Source organism: Actinomadura sp. NPDC048955 (genome assembly GCF_040649435.1).
GTDB classification, from domain to species: domain Bacteria; phylum Actinomycetota; class Actinomycetes; order Streptosporangiales; family Streptosporangiaceae; genus Spirillospora; species Spirillospora luteofluorescens.
Window position 1 is genome coordinate 21,168 of sequence record NZ_JBEZJI010000013.1, and the last position, 16,080, is coordinate 37,247.

At 73.2% G+C, this 16,080-nt stretch carries 16 protein-coding genes; 6 read left to right on the top strand and 10 right to left on the bottom strand.

Annotated elements, in window-relative coordinates; all coding sequences use genetic code 11:
• The 7 genes from AB0C84_RS15395 to AB0C84_RS15425 form a co-directional block, all read right to left on the bottom strand.
• Complete coding sequence (locus tag AB0C84_RS15395; protein WP_339154504.1) at positions 1-1,188, bottom strand: helix-turn-helix domain-containing protein; 1,188 nt, start codon at positions 1,186-1,188, stop codon at positions 1-3.
• A 55-nt stretch (positions 1,189-1,243) separates the two neighbouring features.
• Entirely contained in the window at positions 1,244-2,269 is a 1,026-nt protein-coding gene (locus AB0C84_RS15400) for an alpha/beta hydrolase (protein ID WP_179847209.1), read from the bottom strand.
• A 58-nt stretch (positions 2,270-2,327) separates the two neighbouring features.
• Positions 2,328-2,567, bottom strand: a complete 240-nt coding sequence (locus AB0C84_RS15405; protein WP_361065940.1) for a hypothetical protein — start codon at positions 2,565-2,567, stop codon at positions 2,328-2,330.
• Between the two features lie 83 nt (positions 2,568-2,650).
• Positions 2,651-2,797: a hypothetical protein gene (locus AB0C84_RS15410; protein WP_361065943.1), complete on the bottom strand. Its 147-nt coding sequence runs from the start codon at positions 2,795-2,797 to the stop codon at positions 2,651-2,653.
• Entirely contained in the window at positions 2,790-3,737 is a 948-nt protein-coding gene (locus AB0C84_RS15415) for an alpha/beta hydrolase (RefSeq protein ID WP_361065946.1), read from the bottom strand. Before AB0C84_RS15415 ends, AB0C84_RS15410 begins: the two co-directional genes overlap by 8 nt.
• 144 nt (positions 3,738-3,881) lie before the next feature.
• A complete protein-coding gene (locus AB0C84_RS15420; RefSeq protein WP_179847213.1) occupies positions 3,882-4,547 on the bottom strand; it encodes a response regulator transcription factor in 666 nt (221 codons plus the stop codon).
• Complete coding sequence (locus tag AB0C84_RS15425) at positions 4,544-5,821, bottom strand: sensor histidine kinase (protein ID WP_361065950.1); 1,278 nt, start codon at positions 5,819-5,821, stop codon at positions 4,544-4,546. Before AB0C84_RS15425 ends, AB0C84_RS15420 begins: the two co-directional genes overlap by 4 nt.
• An 84-nt stretch (positions 5,822-5,905) precedes the next feature.
• Between AB0C84_RS15425 and AB0C84_RS15430 the strand changes: the two genes are divergently transcribed.
• The gene (locus AB0C84_RS15430) at positions 5,906-6,934 is read left to right on the top strand and encodes a PHP domain-containing protein (protein WP_361065953.1); all 1,029 of its coding nucleotides are present in this window, start codon (positions 5,906-5,908) and stop codon (positions 6,932-6,934) included.
• A 3-nt stretch (positions 6,935-6,937) separates the two neighbouring features.
• Here the strand turns inward: AB0C84_RS15430 and AB0C84_RS15435 are convergent, their stop codons facing one another.
• Entirely contained in the window at positions 6,938-7,939 is a 1,002-nt protein-coding gene (locus AB0C84_RS15435; RefSeq protein WP_361065956.1) for a PHB depolymerase family esterase, read from the bottom strand.
• A 10-nt stretch (positions 7,940-7,949) separates the two neighbouring features.
• The gene (locus AB0C84_RS15440) at positions 7,950-9,278 is read right to left on the bottom strand and encodes a tannase/feruloyl esterase family alpha/beta hydrolase (RefSeq protein ID WP_361065959.1); all 1,329 of its coding nucleotides are present in this window, start codon (positions 9,276-9,278) and stop codon (positions 7,950-7,952) included.
• A gap of 261 nt (positions 9,279-9,539) precedes the next feature.
• On the opposite strand from AB0C84_RS15440, the gene AB0C84_RS15445 reads away from it, so the two are divergent.
• Genes AB0C84_RS15445 through AB0C84_RS15465 form a run of 5 tightly spaced genes read left to right on the top strand, consistent with a single transcriptional unit; the run spans position 9,540 to position 14,138 of the window.
• On the top strand, positions 9,540-10,313 hold the full coding sequence (locus tag AB0C84_RS15445; protein WP_361065962.1) for an ABC transporter ATP-binding protein: 774 nt from the start codon (positions 9,540-9,542) through the stop codon (positions 10,311-10,313).
• Entirely contained in the window at positions 10,300-10,992 is a 693-nt protein-coding gene (locus AB0C84_RS15450) for an ABC transporter ATP-binding protein (protein WP_179847219.1), read from the top strand. Before AB0C84_RS15445 ends, AB0C84_RS15450 begins: the two co-directional genes overlap by 14 nt.
• Positions 10,993-11,002: 10 nt before the next feature.
• On the top strand, positions 11,003-12,241 hold the full coding sequence (locus tag AB0C84_RS15455) for an ABC transporter substrate-binding protein (protein ID WP_339154498.1): 1,239 nt from the start codon (positions 11,003-11,005) through the stop codon (positions 12,239-12,241).
• A 12-nt stretch (positions 12,242-12,253) separates the two neighbouring features.
• Positions 12,254-13,114: a branched-chain amino acid ABC transporter permease gene (locus AB0C84_RS15460; RefSeq protein WP_179847221.1), complete on the top strand. Its 861-nt coding sequence runs from the start codon at positions 12,254-12,256 to the stop codon at positions 13,112-13,114.
• A 34-nt stretch (positions 13,115-13,148) separates the two neighbouring features.
• On the top strand, positions 13,149-14,138 hold the full coding sequence (locus AB0C84_RS15465; protein WP_361065968.1) for a branched-chain amino acid ABC transporter permease: 990 nt from the start codon (positions 13,149-13,151) through the stop codon (positions 14,136-14,138).
• A gap of 57 nt (positions 14,139-14,195) precedes the next feature.
• On the opposite strand, the gene AB0C84_RS15470 is transcribed toward AB0C84_RS15465, so the two are convergent.
• Positions 14,196-16,079 (bottom strand): helix-turn-helix domain-containing protein, encoded by a 1,884-nt coding sequence (locus tag AB0C84_RS15470; protein WP_258939324.1) that lies wholly within the window; start codon positions 16,077-16,079, stop codon positions 14,196-14,198.
• Between the last annotated feature and the right edge of the window lies 1 nt (position 16,080).

Here is a 16,080-nt window from a genome sequence, read left to right on the forward strand (position 1 = left end):
CTATCCGGTCGTCCTGGCCGCGCGGGAGTGGAATCGGCCGAGGACCAGGGCGATGCGGAGGGTGAAGGCGTTGCGGCCGTCGGTGGGGGCCAGGCCGGTCAGTTCGGCGACGCGGCGGAGCCGGTAGCGGACCGTGTTGGGGTGGACGAACAGGAGCCGTGCGGTGGCCTCCAGCGACGAACCCTGTTCGAGGTAGGTGGTGAGCGTGTCCAGGAGCGGGGCTCCCGCGGCGAGCATCGGGTTGTAGACGCTCTCCACCAGGTAGCCGCGCGCGTCGTCGTCGCCGTCGAGGGCGCGCTCGGGGAGGAGCTCGGTGGCGAGGACGGGACGGGGCGCGTCCGGCCAGCCGGCGGCGGCGCGCAGGCCGGCGACGGCGGCGCGGGCGGAGCTCGTGGACTCGTAGAGGTCGGCGACCTGCGGGCCGACGACGACGGGGCCGGGCCCGCACTTGGCGGCGATGGGGCGGGCGGCCTCCATGGGGTCGGTGTCGCCGCCCACGATCACGACGACCCGGTGCCCCTGGACGCCGGCCAGCACGTCGGCGCGGGCGCGGCGCGCGGCCAGCTGCATCTGGTCGATGGTGACCTCGGGCTCCTCGTCCTCCGGGGTGAAGCCGGCGATGACGGTGACGGGCTTGGACGTCCAGCCGAGCGCGGCGGCCCAGGAGTGCATGCCGTCGTCGACCTCGTCGCGCAGCACCGCGTTGACGACGAGGGCCTCCAGCCGGGCGTCCCAGGCGGCGCGCGTCTCGGCGGCGCGGGCGTAGACCTGGGCGGCGCCGAACGCCACGTCCCGGGTGTAGCGCAGGATGGCCTCGCGGAGCTGGGCCTCGCCGCCCGGCGCGGCCAGCTCGTCCAGCCGGGTCTCCACCACGTCGATGATGACGCGGATCATGTCGATGGTGTGCTGGAGCTTGATGGAGCGCAGCAGCTCGCGGGGCGCGGTGCCGAACACCTCGCCGGCGATGGCGGGGCGGGACCGCTCGTTGCTCTTGAACCACTCCACGAACGCGGCGATGCCGGCCTGCGCCACGAGGCCGATCCAGGAGCGCTGGTCGGCGGGCATGCGCCGGAACCAGGGGAGCTGCTCCTCCATGCTGGCCAGCGCCGCGGTGCCGAAGGTCCCCATCGCCTTCTCCAGGCGCTGGGTGGTCTGCTCGCGGATCTCGGCCTCGTTCGCGGTGTTCACCATCCCAGAGTGCCACCACACCTGCGGTGTCCCTGCCGGAAGCGAGGAAACCGGGTCACTCGGGGGTCACCGCGGAGGCGCGTCCGAGCGCGATGTCGGTGAGGTTGCGCAGCGACGCGGAGCCGGGGGCGAGGTAGTCGCTGTGGCCTCCGTGCCCGGCGTCGAAGACCCGTGCGCCGAACCCGGCGGAGACCGGGTCGGGGCCGAGTCCGAGCCCGAGGAACCGCACGTGCGGGACGTCCTCCATCCAGTCGGTCGAGCCCCGTCCCGCCCAGACGCGGGCCGACCCGCTCAGCCTGGACGCCGACCAGGCGGTCGTCCCCGGGCTGCCGTAGAGGGCGATGTCGGTGACCTGCCTCCAGGCGGCGCTCTTGGAGCCGCTCAGGGCGGCCTGGCCGCAGACGACCGAGCCGTAGCTGTGGCAGAGGAGGCCCACGCTCGCGCCCGGGTTGACCTGATGGACGCCTTTGACGAACGTGCGGAGCCGGACGGCGCCTTCGGCGGCCCGCTCGGCGGTGAGGACGTCGCTGCTGAACGTCTTGGGCGCCGCGTAGCCGAGCCAGGCGACGACCGCCAGGCCGGGTTGGGGCGACTGGGAGCGGGCCTGCTGGTAGACGGCCCGCGCGCCCCCGCCGGGCGTCGACCAGGGTTTGCCGCCCCGCTTGTCGAACGCGGAGAGCGTGGTGTCGGCGCCGGGGACGAGCACCGCGACGCGCCGTGCCCGGGTGAGGTCGCCGATGACCTCGATGGCCCGTCCCCGGCCGCGCGGGTCGAAGTAGAGGAAGCGGCGCCCGGGCTGGAGGAAGGCGCCCAGCGCCTTGCGGCGGTCGGTGTCGCCGACCTTCTCCGCCGTCTTGAGGGCCTCCTCGATGGAGCGGCGCTCGGCGGCGTACCGGGCGTCCAGCGTCGACGGCGCCATCTTGGGGACCGCGACGGGCGCCGCGTACGGGTCGGCGTGGCCCGTCCCGGCGGTCGTGAGCATCACGACCCCGATGGACGCGGCGGCGGCGGTGGCCCGCCGGAGCCGGCGGCCGTGCCGTCGCGCGGGACGCGGCGAGGTCGTCGTGAGGTGCGGCGGCATCGTCGCCTTTCTACCATCGAAGATCGTTCAGCGTGGGCTCGGCTCACCCCCCGGTGGATCAGGAGACGCCTCTGGAGATGTACGGGCCGGGGACCGGGTTGGTTCCCGGGACGGCGCCCCTCCCGTGCCGTCCCCGTGTCGTGAAGGCGGCGGCGAGTGCCCCGCCGGCGGCGAGCGCGCCGCCGAAGGCGACCGGCCACGCCAGGCGCCCGCCGATCCATTCCGGCCGGTCGGGGACGGTGTGCGACCCGTCCAGGCTACCGAACGCGAGCAACGCCCCCACGGTGACGAAGATCATCGCAGTGCCAGAGGCAGATCCCCAGCGCGGAGCGGTGGGCCGCCGCGATCGCCGGCCGGGCCCGGGCGTGTCGCGTCCACTGGTCACTGCCCGTGCAGGAGCGTCGCCGCGTAGACGCAGAGGAACCACGCCGAGTATCCGCCGATGAGGAAGAACACGGTGCGCGTCTGCAGGGCGTCCACGGCCCGGTCCCGGTTTCCGTCCTCGCCGTGGCTCCTGTGCTCAGGCATGGGTGACCTCCGCGTCGCGGCCGAGGGCGATCAGGGCGAGGTTGCGCAGCGCGAGGGAGCCGGGCCTCAGGTAGCCGCTGTGCGGGCCCGTCCCGGCGTCGAATCGCAGGGCGCCGAAGCCCGGCGAGGCGGGATCGGCGCCGAACCCCAGCCCGGCGAAGCGGACGTGGGGGACGTACCGCACCCAGTCGCCCTTCGCCCGGCCCGCCCAGACGCGCGCGGGGGTGCCGAGGTCGGAGACGTGGCGCAGGGTGGTGCCGGGGCTGCCGAACAGGGCGATCTCGTCCACCGGCAGGGGGGCCAGACGCCTCGCGGCCTTGCCGCAGACCACCGAGCCGTAGCTGTGGCAGAGCAGCGCGAACCGGGCCCGCCCGTTCACGCGGTGCACGCCGGTGAGGAGACGTTCGAGACTCCGCGCGCCGTTCTCCGCGCGTCCGCTCGTCAGGGCGTCGGTGCTCAGCGTCGAGGGGGAGTCGTAGCCGAGCCAGGCGATGACGGCGACCCGCGCGCCGGGCGCGGTGGCGTGGACGTGCCGGTAGAGCGCCCGGCCGCCGCCGCCGACGAACTTGGGCGAGTCGTAGTTGGCCAGCGAATTGTCCGCGCCGGGCACGACCACCGCGATCCGGTCGGCGTGCTTGAGGTCGCCCAGGACCTCCACAGCGCGCCCGCCGCCTCGCGGGTCGAACGACAGGAACCGTCGGCCCGGCCCCAGGAGGGCGGACAGGGCCCGTGTCCGCCCTTTGTCGCCGACGCGCTCCGCGGTGGCCAGGGCGCGCGTGATGTCCCGGGCGGTCGCCTGGTAGCGGGCGTCGAGGGCCGGCGCCGACAGCGCGGGCGCCGGGGCGGGCGGCGCGTACACCTCGGCGTGCCCCGCGGCGGCCGTCGAGCCCGCCGCGGCCAGCACGGAAACGGCGGCGACGGTCCTGCGAACGCTGGGCATCCCGGGCGTCCTTCCTGGTCAGTGGAGCACTGATCAGGAAGGTAGAAATCAGGCGTGTAAGCGCACATCGGTCGGCGGTGCCGTCCTGCGCCGTGCACCCCCGGTATGACGGATGCGCCCCCGGTATGACGGAGGCGGCCGGCGTCAGTCGCCGGGCCGCACCAGCCCCACCTCGTAGGCGTAGACGATCGCCTGAGGGCGGTCGCGCAGCCCGAGCTTCATCAGGATCCGCCCGAAGTGCGTCTTGACGGTCTGCTCGGCGACGACGAGCCGCCCCGCGATCTCGCCGTTGGACAGGCCGCGCGCCACCAGCGCGAGAACCTCGGTCTCCCGCTCGGTCAGCTCCTCCAGCCGCTTGCGGGACGGTGCGCGCGGGCCCCCGAGCCGGGAGAACTCCGCGATGAGCCGCCGCGTGACCGACGGGGACAGCAGCGCGTCGCCCGCCGCCACCACCCGGACCGCCTCGGCCAGCTCGGTCGCGGACGCGTCCTTCAGCAGGAACCCGCTGGCCCCCGCCCGCAGCGCCTCGTAGACGTAGTCGTCGAGGTCGAACGTCGTCAGCATGAGGACCTTGGGGGCGCCGTCCCCGGCGTCCGCGAGCAGGCGGCGGGTCGCCTCCAGGCCGTCCATCACCGGCATCCGGACGTCCATCAGCACCACGTCGGGGCGCACCTCGGCGACGCGGCGCAGGCCCTCCGCGCCGTCGGCGGCCTCGCCCGCGACCTCGATGTCGGGCTGGGCGTTCAGCAGCACGCCGAAGCCGGTGCGCACCATGCCCTGGTCGTCGACGATCACGACCCGGATCGTCACGTGGCGTCCCGCGCCTTCACCGGCAGCGATGCGGTCACGGCGAATCCTCCCTCGGACGTGGGGCGGGCGGTCAGCTCGCCGCCCAGCGCGGCGGCCCGCTCCCGCATCCCGACCAGCCCGTGGCCGCCGCCCGGAAGCGGCGGGACGGACCCCCGTCCGCCCGCGGGCGGGCCGTTGACGACGCCGAGCCACACTATGCCGTCATCGCAGGACACTTCGACCTCGACGCGGGATCCGGGCGCGTGCCGCATGGCGTTGCTCAGCGCCTCCTGGAGGATCCGGTACGCGGTGAGCCCCACGCCGGGGGGCAGCCCCGCCAGGTCGCCGCTCAGCCGCGTCTCGACGCGCAGGCCGGCGCCGCGCGCGTTGCCGACGAGCTCGTCCAGCCGCTCCAGGCTCGGCTGCGGGGCGGTCTCGGCGCCGTCCTCCGCGCGCAGCACGCCGAGGATGCGGCGCAGCTCCGTCAGCGCGTCCAGCGCGGTGGCGCGGATCTCGGCGAGGTCGCGGCGCGTCTCGTCCGGGACGGTCTCGACCTTGTACGGGGCCGCCTCCGCCTGGATGGCGATCATCGACATGTGGTGCGCGACGACGTCGTGCAGCTCCCGCGCGATCCGCTGCCGCTCGGTCAGCACCGCCTCGGCGTCCTGGTGCCGCTTCTCCTGCTCGGCCAGCTCACGCCGGGACGTCTGCCGGACGCGGACGGCGTAGCCCACCGCGAGCGGCAGCAGGAGCAGCACCGACGCCCCGGCCCCGGTCCCCGGGTCCTTGATCCACACCCCGGCGAACGAGATGATCGCGACGCCCAGCGTGACGTCGCGCGAGCAGCGCACCGCGACCGTGTACAGGGCCGCGATCGCCGCGAACGAGCCCGCCGGGACGTAGGGGACGGTCAGCCACCCGCCGACGTCGATCAGCGCCATCGCCAGGAAGCTCAGCCGCCACGCGGCGAGCGGGTGCCGGTCCCGCAGCGCCAGCGGCGCCGTCACCGAGACCGCGACGAGGAACTTCGTCGCGTCGGACAGGTAGATCCCGCGCCGCATCGTCTCGGTGGACAGCAGCGACACCGTCCCGGCGACCAGCCCGGCGGTGAGGGCAAGCCCGACCAGGTTCGTCACCAGCCCGTACGGCAGCCGCCCCACGCCGATGTACCGCGTCCAGCGCAGCAGCAGGGGCCACGGCCGGTTCAGCGGAGCCGGGTCCGCCCTGCCCGTCACGGCGGCGGCGAGCAGCACGTCCCGCAGGACGCCGCGCAGTGTGAGGTTCTCCCCGGCCATGGGAACCAGGCTAGGGAACCCGGGTCTCACTCGGATGACACCGTGGTGGGACGTGCCGGGTCATACCTGGGTACGGTGCCAGACGTGGAGCCCGTCGAAGCGCTGCGCCGCATCGCGTTCCTGCTGGAGCGCGCCCATGAGCCGACCTACCGCGTGCGGGCGTTCCGCACGGCCGCCGACCTCGCGGAGCGGACGGCCCCGGACGAGCTCGCCGGCCGCGCCCGCGACGGGACGCTCACCGCGCTGCCCGGCATCGGCAAGGTCACCGCCCTGGTCATCGAGGAGGCGCTGCGCGGCGAGACCCCCGTCTACCTGCGCCGCCTGGAGGCCACCGAGGGCGAGCCGCTGGACGAGGCCACGGCCGCGCTCCGTTCGGCGCTGAAGGGCGACCTGCACACCCACAGTGACTGGTCGGACGGCGGGTCCCCGATCCTGGAGATGGCCGAGACCGCCCGCTCCCTGGGCCAAGAGTACCTCGCCCTCACCGACCACTCGCCGCGCCTGAAGGTCGCGAACGGCCTGTCCGCCGACCGCCTGCGCCGCCAGCTCGACGTCGTCGCCGAGCTCAACGAGTCCCTCGCGCCCTTCCGCATCCTGACCGGCATCGAGGTCGACATCCTGGAGGACGGCGCCCTCGACCAGGAGCCCGGCCTCCTCGACCGCCTCGACGTCGTCGTCGCCAGCGTGCACTCCAAGCTCCGCATGGACCGCGTCGCCATGACCGGGCGGATGGTCGCCGCGATCGCGAACCCGCGCGTGAACGTCCTCGGCCACTGCACCGGCCGCATCGTGAAGGCCGGCGGCAAGCGCGGCGGGCTGCGGCCGGAGTCGGAGTTCGACGCGGCGCTCGTCTTCGACGCCTGCGCCGCCTACGACGTCGCCGTGGAGATCAACTCCCGCCCGGAGCGCCTCGATCCGCCGAAGCGCCTGCTGCGCCTGGCGGTCGAGGCGGGCTGCCGCTTCTCCGTCGACTCCGACGCCCACGCGCCCGGGCAGCTCGACTGGCAGCCGTTCGGCTGCGAGCGGGCCGCCCGGTGCGGGGTGCCGGCGTCGCGGATCGTCAACACCCTCGGCGCCGACGACCTGCTCGCCTGGACGCGCTCGAAGCTCTGACGGTCAGCCGCCGAGGGCGTGCACCATGCGCATGATCGTCTCGATCTGCCCGCCGCCCTTCATGTCGTAGGCGGTGTCGCCGCCGTAGCCCCACCAGTTCCAGCAGCCCTGCGGGTTGCCGCCGAGCCAGCCGGACGCGGCGGCCTGCGGATACAGGACGATCATGCCGTTGGTGTCGGCGTACTCGTTGAGGTAGGTCTTCGTCGCGAACGCGTTGCCGACGACGCCGCGCCCCTGCTGGCAGCCGTGCAGCGCCACCATCAGCCTGCACGTCCCCGACTGGCAACTCGCCGGGACGTAGGCGAAGCCCGTCGCGTCCATGCTGATGGACGAGGCGCTCCCGTTCGGCGCGTAGGCGTTCTGGTCGAACTCCATGAGCGTGCCGCCGGGTGAGGAGGCGGGCGCGGCCACGGACCCGAACAGGTGCCCCAGCATCGAGCGCTCCGGGTCGTCGCCGCACTTGTTGATGTAGGGCGTGTAGGTGGCCGAGCAGGGGTTGGGGCCGATCGGACTCACCCACGCGTGCCCGGACGGCGAGGTCCTGTTGTAGGAGACGGCGGATCCGAAGTCCCGGTAGAAGGCGGCGAGGTCGTCGTTCACCGACTGCTTCACGGTCGAGTCGTTCGTCCCGTGGTAGATCCACACCGGATGCCCGGTCAGGTTGCCCACGGGATCGACCTTTCCCTGCGCCGACCGGTCGCGGGCCGTCCGCTCCAGTTCCGCCGGGTTGTCGTCGTAGATGTCGTTCATGCACGCGAGCTGCGCGGTCGTCACGTTGCCCCGCGCGCAGTGGTAGGGCCCGGCGGTGAAGATGCCCGCGCCCCGGAACGTCCCGGAGTAGGCGATGTGGAGCTGATCTGCCATGTAGCCGCCGGACGAGACGCCGCTGACGTACGAGGCGCTGATCGAGTGGCGCGGGAGCGTGGCGGCGGCCGCGGACGCGGGCGACGCGCTGACGGTCGTTAAGGCGAGAGCCGCGGCCGCGATGAACGGGGTGGGTTTCATGATGGTTCCTCTAGCTGAGGGAGCAGGTGTTCACGGTGTCGCCCGATTCGGGGCGGGGGAGCGTGGTGCTCTTCGGTGGCGTGGTGCCGTGCTGCGTCCAGGACTCCAGGGCCGTGAAGGCGGTGCGCATGCAGGGCAGGAGCGGGCGGAGGCGGTCGGGGAAGGAGTCGTAGAGGCCGTCGACGTGGTTGGCGGCCTCCAGCCGGTAGTAGCGGTAGGGCGCCTTTCCCTTGGCGCGGACGAGTTTCGCGTAGACGTCGGAGTCGGTGCCGATGGGCAGGAGCGAGTCGTAGGTGCCGTGAAGGGTGATCATCGGTTTGCGGATGCGGCCCGTGAGCGCGACGCGGGCGACGGCACGGTGGACGATCTCCGGACGCGTGGCGTAGGTGTAGCCGGCCTCCTCTCCCGTGTAGGCGGGGTCGAACTCTTCGCGGTAGATGCGCTGGGTGAGCTCCCAATAGACCTGGTTGTGGAAAGGCCAGAGGAACTCGGAGCCGGGGGCGAGGCCCGCGTTCAGGAGCGCCTTGTGGGCTGACGGGTCGCCGGTGGCCGCGTAGGACGGGTAGGCGCGCAGGACCTGCGGCAGGTAGGTGAACAGGTTCGGGCCGTCGGCGCGCCAGAGCGTGCCTTCGGCGTCGATGCCGCCGTCGTACAGCTCCGGGCGGTTCTCCAGCTGCCAGCGGACGAGGTAGCCGCCGTTGGAGATGCCCGCCGCGTACGTGCGGCGCGGGGTGCGGCCGTACCGTTTCGCGACGACCTTCTTGGCGGCCCGGGTGAGCTGCGTGACCCGGTCGTTCCATTCGGCGACGGCGTCGCCGGGGCGGCGGCCGTCCTTGTAGAACTCGGTGCCGCTGTTGCCCTTGTCCGTCGCGGCGTAGGCGTAGCCCTTGGCGAGCGCCCAGTCGGAGATGGTGAAGTCGTTGGCGTACTGCCGCCTGTTGCCGGGCGGGCCGGCGACGACGAGTCCGCCGTTCCAGCGCTCGGGCAGGCGGATGACGAACTGGGCGTCGTGGTTCCAGCCGTGGTTGGTGTTGAACGTGGAGGTGTCGGGGAAGTAGCCGTCCAGCTGGATGCCCGGGACGCCGGACGGGTTGCGCGTCCCGGCGGCGTGCAGCCCGGCCCAGTCGGCCGGGACGGTGTGGCCCGACCCGACCGTTCCCGCGGTCGTGAGGTCGTCGAGGCAGGCGGCCACCTGCTTCTCCGCCCCCGGCACCGCGAGCCCGGACGCGCAGCCGGGGCTCTGCCGCGCGTCGGCCCGCGCGGCCAGGGGCACGGCGAGGGCCGCGGTGAGGGCGCCGGCCACGGTGCCGGCGGTAAGGGCGGGGCGGAGGTCGGGCATTCCGGCTCCTCGGGACGGACGTCAGATGCCCGCCATGGTGAGCGCCGGTTGTGACCGCTGCCACGTGGCCCGCACACACATCGGATCGGCCGGTCATGTGCCCGTGGTCGTGACCTGCGCGTGATGTGGCTCACACCCGTATCCGGCCGTCCGAATGTGGGTCCCGGTCACATGGTCCGGTCCGCGGGTGCCACCTAGCGTTCCCGGTCACGGCGGCCCGAGTGTGGTTCGGGTCGTCCACGACGAGCGCGAGGAGGGCGCATGGGCGACCCGGACCGAAAGGCCCCGGTGCTGGCGGCGCGCGGCCTGGTCAGGGAGTTCCGCGGCTTCAGGGCCGTGGACGGCGTGGACCTCGACGTCGCCGAGGGGTCCGTCCACGCGCTGGTCGGGCCGAACGGCGCCGGCAAGACCACGCTGTTCAACCTGCTCACCGGCTTCCTGAAGCCGACGGCGGGCAGCGTCCGGCTCGGCGCGCACGAGCTGGCGGGCCGGCGGCCCGAGCTGATCGCCAAACTGGGCCTCGCCAGGTCGTTCCAGATCACGAGCCTGTTCGCCGAGCTCACCCCGCGCCAGCACGTGGAGCTGGCGCTCGCCGGGCGCACGGGTCTCGGCTGGCGGTTCTGGCGCTCGGACAAGGCGCTCGGCCGCCACTCCGAGCGCGCCGCGGAACTGCTCGGGCAGGTCGGGCTGGACGGTCACGCGGAGGTCCCGGCCGGGGCGCTGGCCTACGGACGCAAGCGCGCCCTCGAACTGGCGCTGGCGCTCGCGCTGGACCCGAAGGTGCTGCTCCTGGACGAGCCGACCGCCGGCATGGGCGTCGAGGACGTCGGCCGCACCGTCGACCTCATCAAGAAGGTGCGCGACGGGCGGACCGTGGTGATGGTCGAGCACAACATGAGCGTCGTCTCCAGCCTCGCCGACCGGGTCACCGTCCTGCAGCACGGCCGCGTCCTCGTCGAGGGCCCCTACGCCGAGATCCGCCACGACCCCCGCGTCGTCACCGCCTACCTCGGAGACTCCAGTGCTGCGCATTGACGGACTGTCCGCCTGGTACGGCGAGGCCCAGGCCCTGCGCGAGGTGTCGCTGCACGTCGACGAGGGCGAGATCGTCACCCTCGTCGGGCGCAACGGCGCCGGGAAGACCACCCTCCTGCGGTCCCTGATGGGCCTGCACCGGGGCGCGTCCGGCACGATCCGGTTCCTGGACGAGGACATCTCCTCGCTCAGCCCGCACAAGCGCGCCCGGCGAGGCCTCGGCTACGTCCCCGACGACCGCGGCGTCTTCGCGACGCTGTCGGTGGAGGAGAACCTCACCCTGCCGCCCGTGACGGGCCCCGACCCCTGGTCGCTGGAGCGGGTGTACGAGACGTTCCCGCGCCTGCGGGAGCGGCGCCGGTTCCCCGGGACGAAGCTGTCGGGCGGCGAGCAGCAGATGCTCGCGCTCGCCCGGGTGCTGCGGACCGGCGCCCGCCTGCTGCTGTGCGACGAGCCCACCGAGGGCCTGTCGCCGCTGATCGTCCAGCAGATCGGCGAGATCCTCCGCGAGGTCAAGGCGGCCGGGGTGACCGTCCTGCTCATCGAGCAGAACGTGCACTTCGCCGCGACCGTCGCCGACCGCCACCACCTGCTCGCCGAGGGCCGGATCGTCGAGTCCATGGACAACGACGAGGTCCGCGCCCGCGAGAGCGAACTCCTCCAGTACCTCGGAATATAGGGAGACCCCGATGAGAGTTCTCGGACGCTCGGCCGCGCTCGCGACCGCCGGAGCGCTGCTGGCCGGCTGCGCGGGCGGACCCGGCGGGGGCGGGGGCAAGATCAGCGACGACAAGCTCGTGCTGGCGGTGCTGACCGACCAGTCCGGCGTCTACGCCGACCTGTCGGGCAAGAACGCCGTCGAGGCCGTGAAGATGGCCGTCGCCGACTTCAAGGCCAAGTACGGCGGGAAGGCCGTGACCGACAAGATCGAGGTCATCTCCGCCGACCACCAGAACAAGCCCGAGGTCGCCAACTCCAAGGCCCAGGAGCTCTACGACCGCAAGAAGGCCGACCTGATCCTGGACGTGCCCACCTCGTCCGCCGCGCTCGCCGTCGCCACCGTCGCCAAGAACAAGAAGAAGCTGTTCATCGACGTCGGCGCCGCGACGACCGAGCTGGAAGGCAAGCAGTGCAACAAGTACACCTTCCACTACGGCTACAACAGCTACATGCTCGCCCACGGGACGGGCACCGGCGTCACCAAGGACGGCGGTAAGAACTGGTACATCGTCTACCCGGACTACGCGTTCGGGCAGGACATGCAGAAGACGTTCACGACGGCCATCAAGGGCGCCGGGGGCAGCGTCGTGAAGAGCGACCCGACGCCGTTCCCGAACGACAACTTCTCCACGTTCCTGCTGAAGGCGCCGGGCCTGAAGCCCAAGCCGCAGGTGCTCGGCGCCATGCAGGCCGGCGGCGACCTCGTCAACCTGGTCAAGCAGTACAACGAGTACAAGCTGCGCGACAAGGGCGTGAAGCTCGCCGCGGGCCTGATGTTCATCACCGACATCCACTCGCTCGGCTCCGACGCCCTCGCCGGGACGCGCTTCACCGACTTCTGGTACTGGAACGGCAACGCGGGCAACCGCGCCTGGGCCGACAAGTTCAAGGCCAAGACCGGAGCCCGCCCGACGGCCGTGCAGGCGGCCGACTACTCGGCGGCGCTCCAGTACCTGGAGGCCGTGCAGCGCGGCGGCACCGACAAGTCCGACGGTGTGGTGAAGCAGCTCGAAGGCGCCAAGGTCAACGACGCGTTCACCTCCACCGGCACGATCCGCGCCGAGGACCACCTGCTCACCCACGACGCCTACGTCGCGGAGGTCAAGCCGAAGAGCGAGGTCAAGGAGCCCTGGGACTACGAGAAGATCGTCAGCACGATCCCGGCGGCGGAGGCGTTCCAGCAGCCCGACCCGTCCTGCTCCCTCTAGGCGGGCCGCGACGTGCTGCAACAGGCGTTCAACGGGCTGGTGGGCGGGGCGTTCTACGCCCTGCTCGCCCTCGGCCTGGCCGTCATCTTCGGGATGCTGGGCGTGGTCAACTTCGCGCACGGCGCGTTCTACATGCTCGGCGCCTTCGGCTCCTTCGTGCTGCTCGACTCCTTCGGCGTGAACTTCTGGCTCGCGCTGCTGATCGTGCCCGTCGTCCTCGGGATCGCGGGCGTGCTGCTGGAGCGGCTGTTCGTCCACCGGCTCGCGCCGCTGGACCCGCTCTACAACTTCCTGTTCACCTTCGGCCTCGCGCTGATCCTCCAGGACCTGGTGAAGCGCGGGTACGGGGTGCAGTCGCAGCCCTACCCGCGCCCGTCCGCGCTGGACGGGTCGATCGACCTCGGCCTGTTCACCTACCCCACGTACCAGGTGTTCGTGCTGGCGGTGTCGGTGCTGGTCTGCGGCGCCGTGTGGGTGGTGCTCACCCGCACCCGCGTCGGCATGATCGTCCGAGCGGCGACCGAGCGGCCCGAGCTGTCGCGCGCCCTCGGCATCGACGTCGCCCGCTGGGTGACGCCGGTGTTCGGGTTCGGCATCGCGCTCGCCGGGTTCGCCGGCGTGCTCGCCGCGCCGATGCGGGCGGTCAACCCGCTGATGGGCTCCGACCTGATCATCACGGTGTTCGCGGTGGTCGTGATCGGCGGCCTCGGGTCGGTGTTCGGCTCGGTCGCCGCCGGGTTCGCGGTCGGGCTCGTGTCGGCCCTCGGCAACTACTACGTCCCGTCGCTGTCGCAGACGCTGGTGTTCATCCTGATGGCCGCCGTGCTGCTGTGGCGCCCCGCCGGCCTGTTCGGACGCGAGGAGGCCCTGTGACCGCCGGAGATCCTGTGACCGCCGAGGAGATCTCGTGATCCTCTCCAAGCTGGCCGGACGGCCGGTCCTGCTGGCCGCGGGGCTCGTGGCGGCGCTCGTCCTGCCCTGGTTCGTCTACCCGCCGGTCGCCCTGGACATCGTCTGCTGGGCGCTGTTCGCGGCCGCCGTCGACCTGCTGCTCGGCTTCACCGGGCTCCTGTCGTTCGGGCACGCGGCCTTCTGGGGCGGCTCGGCGTACGCCACCGGCCTGATCGCGCTGCACTCCGGGCTGCCGTTCCCGGTGGCCGTGCTGGGCGGCGCCGCCTTCGCGGCGGCCCTCGCCGTCCCGATCGGCTTCCTGTCGGTCCGGCTGCGCGGCATCTACTTCGCGATGGTCACCCTGGCCTTCGCGCAGATGGTGTACTTCATCGCCAACCAGTGGCGGGACGCGACCGGCGGGGAGAACGGCCTCCAGGGCATCCCCAGGGAGCTGTTCGGGCTGGACCTGTCCGACCCGTTCTTCTTCTACTACGCCGCGCTGCCGTTCATCCTGGCCGGGCTGTTCGCCGCCTGGCGCATCGTCCGGTCCCCCTTCGGCAGGGTCCTGATGTCCATCCGCGACAACCCGAACCGGGCGCGGGCGCTCGGTTACGGCATCGACCGCTACAAGCTGCTGGCCTTCGTCCTGTCGGCGGCCCTGTCGGGCCTCGCGGGCGGCCTGTTCACCGTCGGGCACGGCTTCGCGTCCCTCCAGGGCGTGTACTGGACGACCTCGGGGCAGGCCGTGATGATGGTCGTCCTCGGCGGCATCGGCACCCTGTGGGGCGGGGCCATCGGCGCCGCGCTGATCGTGGAGCTGAACGACTACCTGGCCACCGCCGGGTTCGAGGAGACCGGGATCATCACCGGCGCGATCTTCATCGTGGTCGTGCTGCTGTTCCGCCGCGGCGTCTGGGGCACCGCCCGCGACCTGGTCGCGGCCCGCGCGGCCCGCGCCCGTCCCGCCCCCGACAGCGAGGACACCAAGGTCGAAGCCTCGGTGTGACACCGGACCGAACGCGGCGCACCGTCCCCCCCGGAGGCGCGCCGCGTTCCGGCGTGCTCAGCGGGAGAGGCGGTGCAGGCGCAGGGCGAGCTGGAGTTCGAGGGCCTGCTCGGGCGCCTGCCAGTCGTCGCCGAGGAGGCGGGCGATGCGGTCCAGGCGCTGGCTCACGGTGTTGACGTGGATGTGCAGGCGCTCGGCCGTCCGCGACAGGCTGCCGCCCGTCCCGAAGTAGGCCTCCAGGGTCTGGACGAGGGCCGTGCCCCGCCGCTCGTCGTAGTCGAGGACGGGGCCGAGCGCGCTCCCGAGGAAGCCCGCGACGTCGCGGTCGTCCCCGATGAGCAGGCCGACGAAGCCGAGCTCGGACGCGCCGGCGCCGTCGCCGCGGCGCCCGAGGGCCAGCAGCGCGTCGGCGCAGCGCTGCGCCTCCCGGTGCGCGGAGGCGACCTCGCCCGGGCCGCGCACGGGGCCGGCCGCGCCGACCGTCGCCGGCCCGCCGAGGGAGGCGCCGAGCTCCTTGGCGACCCGGCGCGCCGCGTCGCCCGGCCGGTCGCCCGGTAGCAGCAGGACGATCTCCTCCGCCCGCGAGGCGGCCAGGCCGTGCTCCACCGCCGCGAACGACGACGCCCAGAAGGCCGCGCGGGGCCGGTGCTCGCGGGGGTCGTACTTGGCGCACAGCACCACGTGCGGGGCGCCCAGATCGACGCCGACGCGCCGCGCCCGCGAGGTCAGCGCCTCGGCGCCCGCCCGGCGGCCGGTCAGCAGGTCGTCCAGCAGCTCGCCGCGCACCCGGCCCTCGGCCTCGGTGGCGCTGCGCTGGAACAGCAGCAGCAGCGCCGTGACGAGCGCCGCGCGCTCCAGGATCCGCTGGTCGGCGTCGTCCACCTCGTCGGCGGTGCGCAGCACCAGCGTGCCGAGCATCTCGTCGCCGGTGGACACCGAGGCGATCCACAGGTCGCCGCGCCTGACGGTCCGGCCCTGCGCGCGGGCGGAGTGCGCCGAGGCCGAGACCCCGCCCAGCTCGTCGTCGCCGAGGGGCTCCGCCGCGGCGCCGGTCGTCGCGAGCCGGCGGCCGTCGGCGTCCAGGACGTGCAGGGTGCCGCCCAGCAGCTCGGTCACCACCGCGCCGACGTCCTCCACGCCGCCGCCCCGGACCACCACGGCGGTCATCCGGTCGTGCGCGCGCGCCGCCCGCTCCACGGCCGCGCTGCGCGCCTTGACCTCCTCGTTGGCGGCGCTCAGCTCGGTCAGGGCGGTCCGGGTCTCCTCCAGGAGGCGGGCGTTGTCGATGGCGATGGCGGCGTGCGCGGCGAGCGAGCCGAGCAGCGCCACCTCCTCCTGGTCGAACGGGCGCTCGCTGCGGTTCGCCGCCGTCAGCACCCCGATGACCCGGCTGCCCAGCCGCATCGGCACGCCGAGGATGGCGACCAGGCCCTCCTCGGCGACCGCGTCGTCGATGAACCCGCGGTGCTGGAACTGCGCGTCCCCCAGGTAGTGGTCGCTGTTGTAGGGCATCGCGGTCTGCGCCACCAGGCCGACCAGGCCGGTGCCCATCGGCAGCCTCAGCTGCCGGAACGCCGCCGACACCGACCCGTCGGTCACCCGCATGTAGGTGTCGCCGCGCGCGTCGTCGTTCAGCGTCAGGTAGGCGATGTCGGCGTTCAGCAGCCGCCGGGCGCGCCGGGTGATCGCCTCCAGCACCGCGTCGAGGCCGCGCAGCCCGGCGAGGTCGCCCGCGGTGTCGAACAGCGCCGCCAGCTCGTTCTCCCGCCGGGCGTGCCGCCGCATGATCGTCCGGACCCGCAGCGCGGCGAGCTTCACCGCCTCCAGTTCCTCCAGGACGGCCGGGGACGCGCCCTCGGCCCGCGCCTGGACGAGGGGACCCTCGAACTCGACGGGAGAGGCCTCCCGGGCCAGCAGTTCGAGGAAGACGCCGCAGGTCATA

Excerpts from the sequence above, each read along its gene's own strand:
- AB0C84_RS15445 (WP_361065962.1), top strand. The coding sequence starts at position 9,540 with ATGGGCGACCCGGACCGAAAGGCCCCGGTGCTGGCGGCGCGCGGCCTG.
- AB0C84_RS15435 (WP_361065956.1), bottom strand. The coding sequence starts at position 7,939 with ATGAAACCCACCCCGTTCATCGCGGCCGCGGCTCTCGCCTTAACGACC.
- AB0C84_RS15410 (WP_361065943.1), bottom strand. The coding sequence starts at position 2,797 with ATGCCTGAGCACAGGAGCCACGGCGAGGACGGAAACCGGGACCGGGCC.
- AB0C84_RS15405 (WP_361065940.1), bottom strand. The coding sequence starts at position 2,567 with ATGATCTTCGTCACCGTGGGGGCGTTGCTCGCGTTCGGTAGCCTGGAC.
- AB0C84_RS15415 (WP_361065946.1), bottom strand. The coding sequence starts at position 3,737 with ATGCCCAGCGTTCGCAGGACCGTCGCCGCCGTTTCCGTGCTGGCCGCG.
- AB0C84_RS15400 (WP_179847209.1), bottom strand. The coding sequence starts at position 2,269 with ATGCCGCCGCACCTCACGACGACCTCGCCGCGTCCCGCGCGACGGCAC.
- AB0C84_RS15425 (WP_361065950.1), bottom strand. The coding sequence starts at position 5,821 with ATGGCCGGGGAGAACCTCACACTGCGCGGCGTCCTGCGGGACGTGCTG.
- AB0C84_RS15470 (WP_258939324.1), bottom strand. The coding sequence starts at position 16,079 with ATGACCTGCGGCGTCTTCCTCGAACTGCTGGCCCGGGAGGCCTCTCCC.
- AB0C84_RS15455 (WP_339154498.1), top strand. The coding sequence starts at position 11,003 with ATGAGAGTTCTCGGACGCTCGGCCGCGCTCGCGACCGCCGGAGCGCTG.
- AB0C84_RS15440 (WP_361065959.1), bottom strand. The coding sequence starts at position 9,278 with ATGCCCGACCTCCGCCCCGCCCTTACCGCCGGCACCGTGGCCGGCGCC.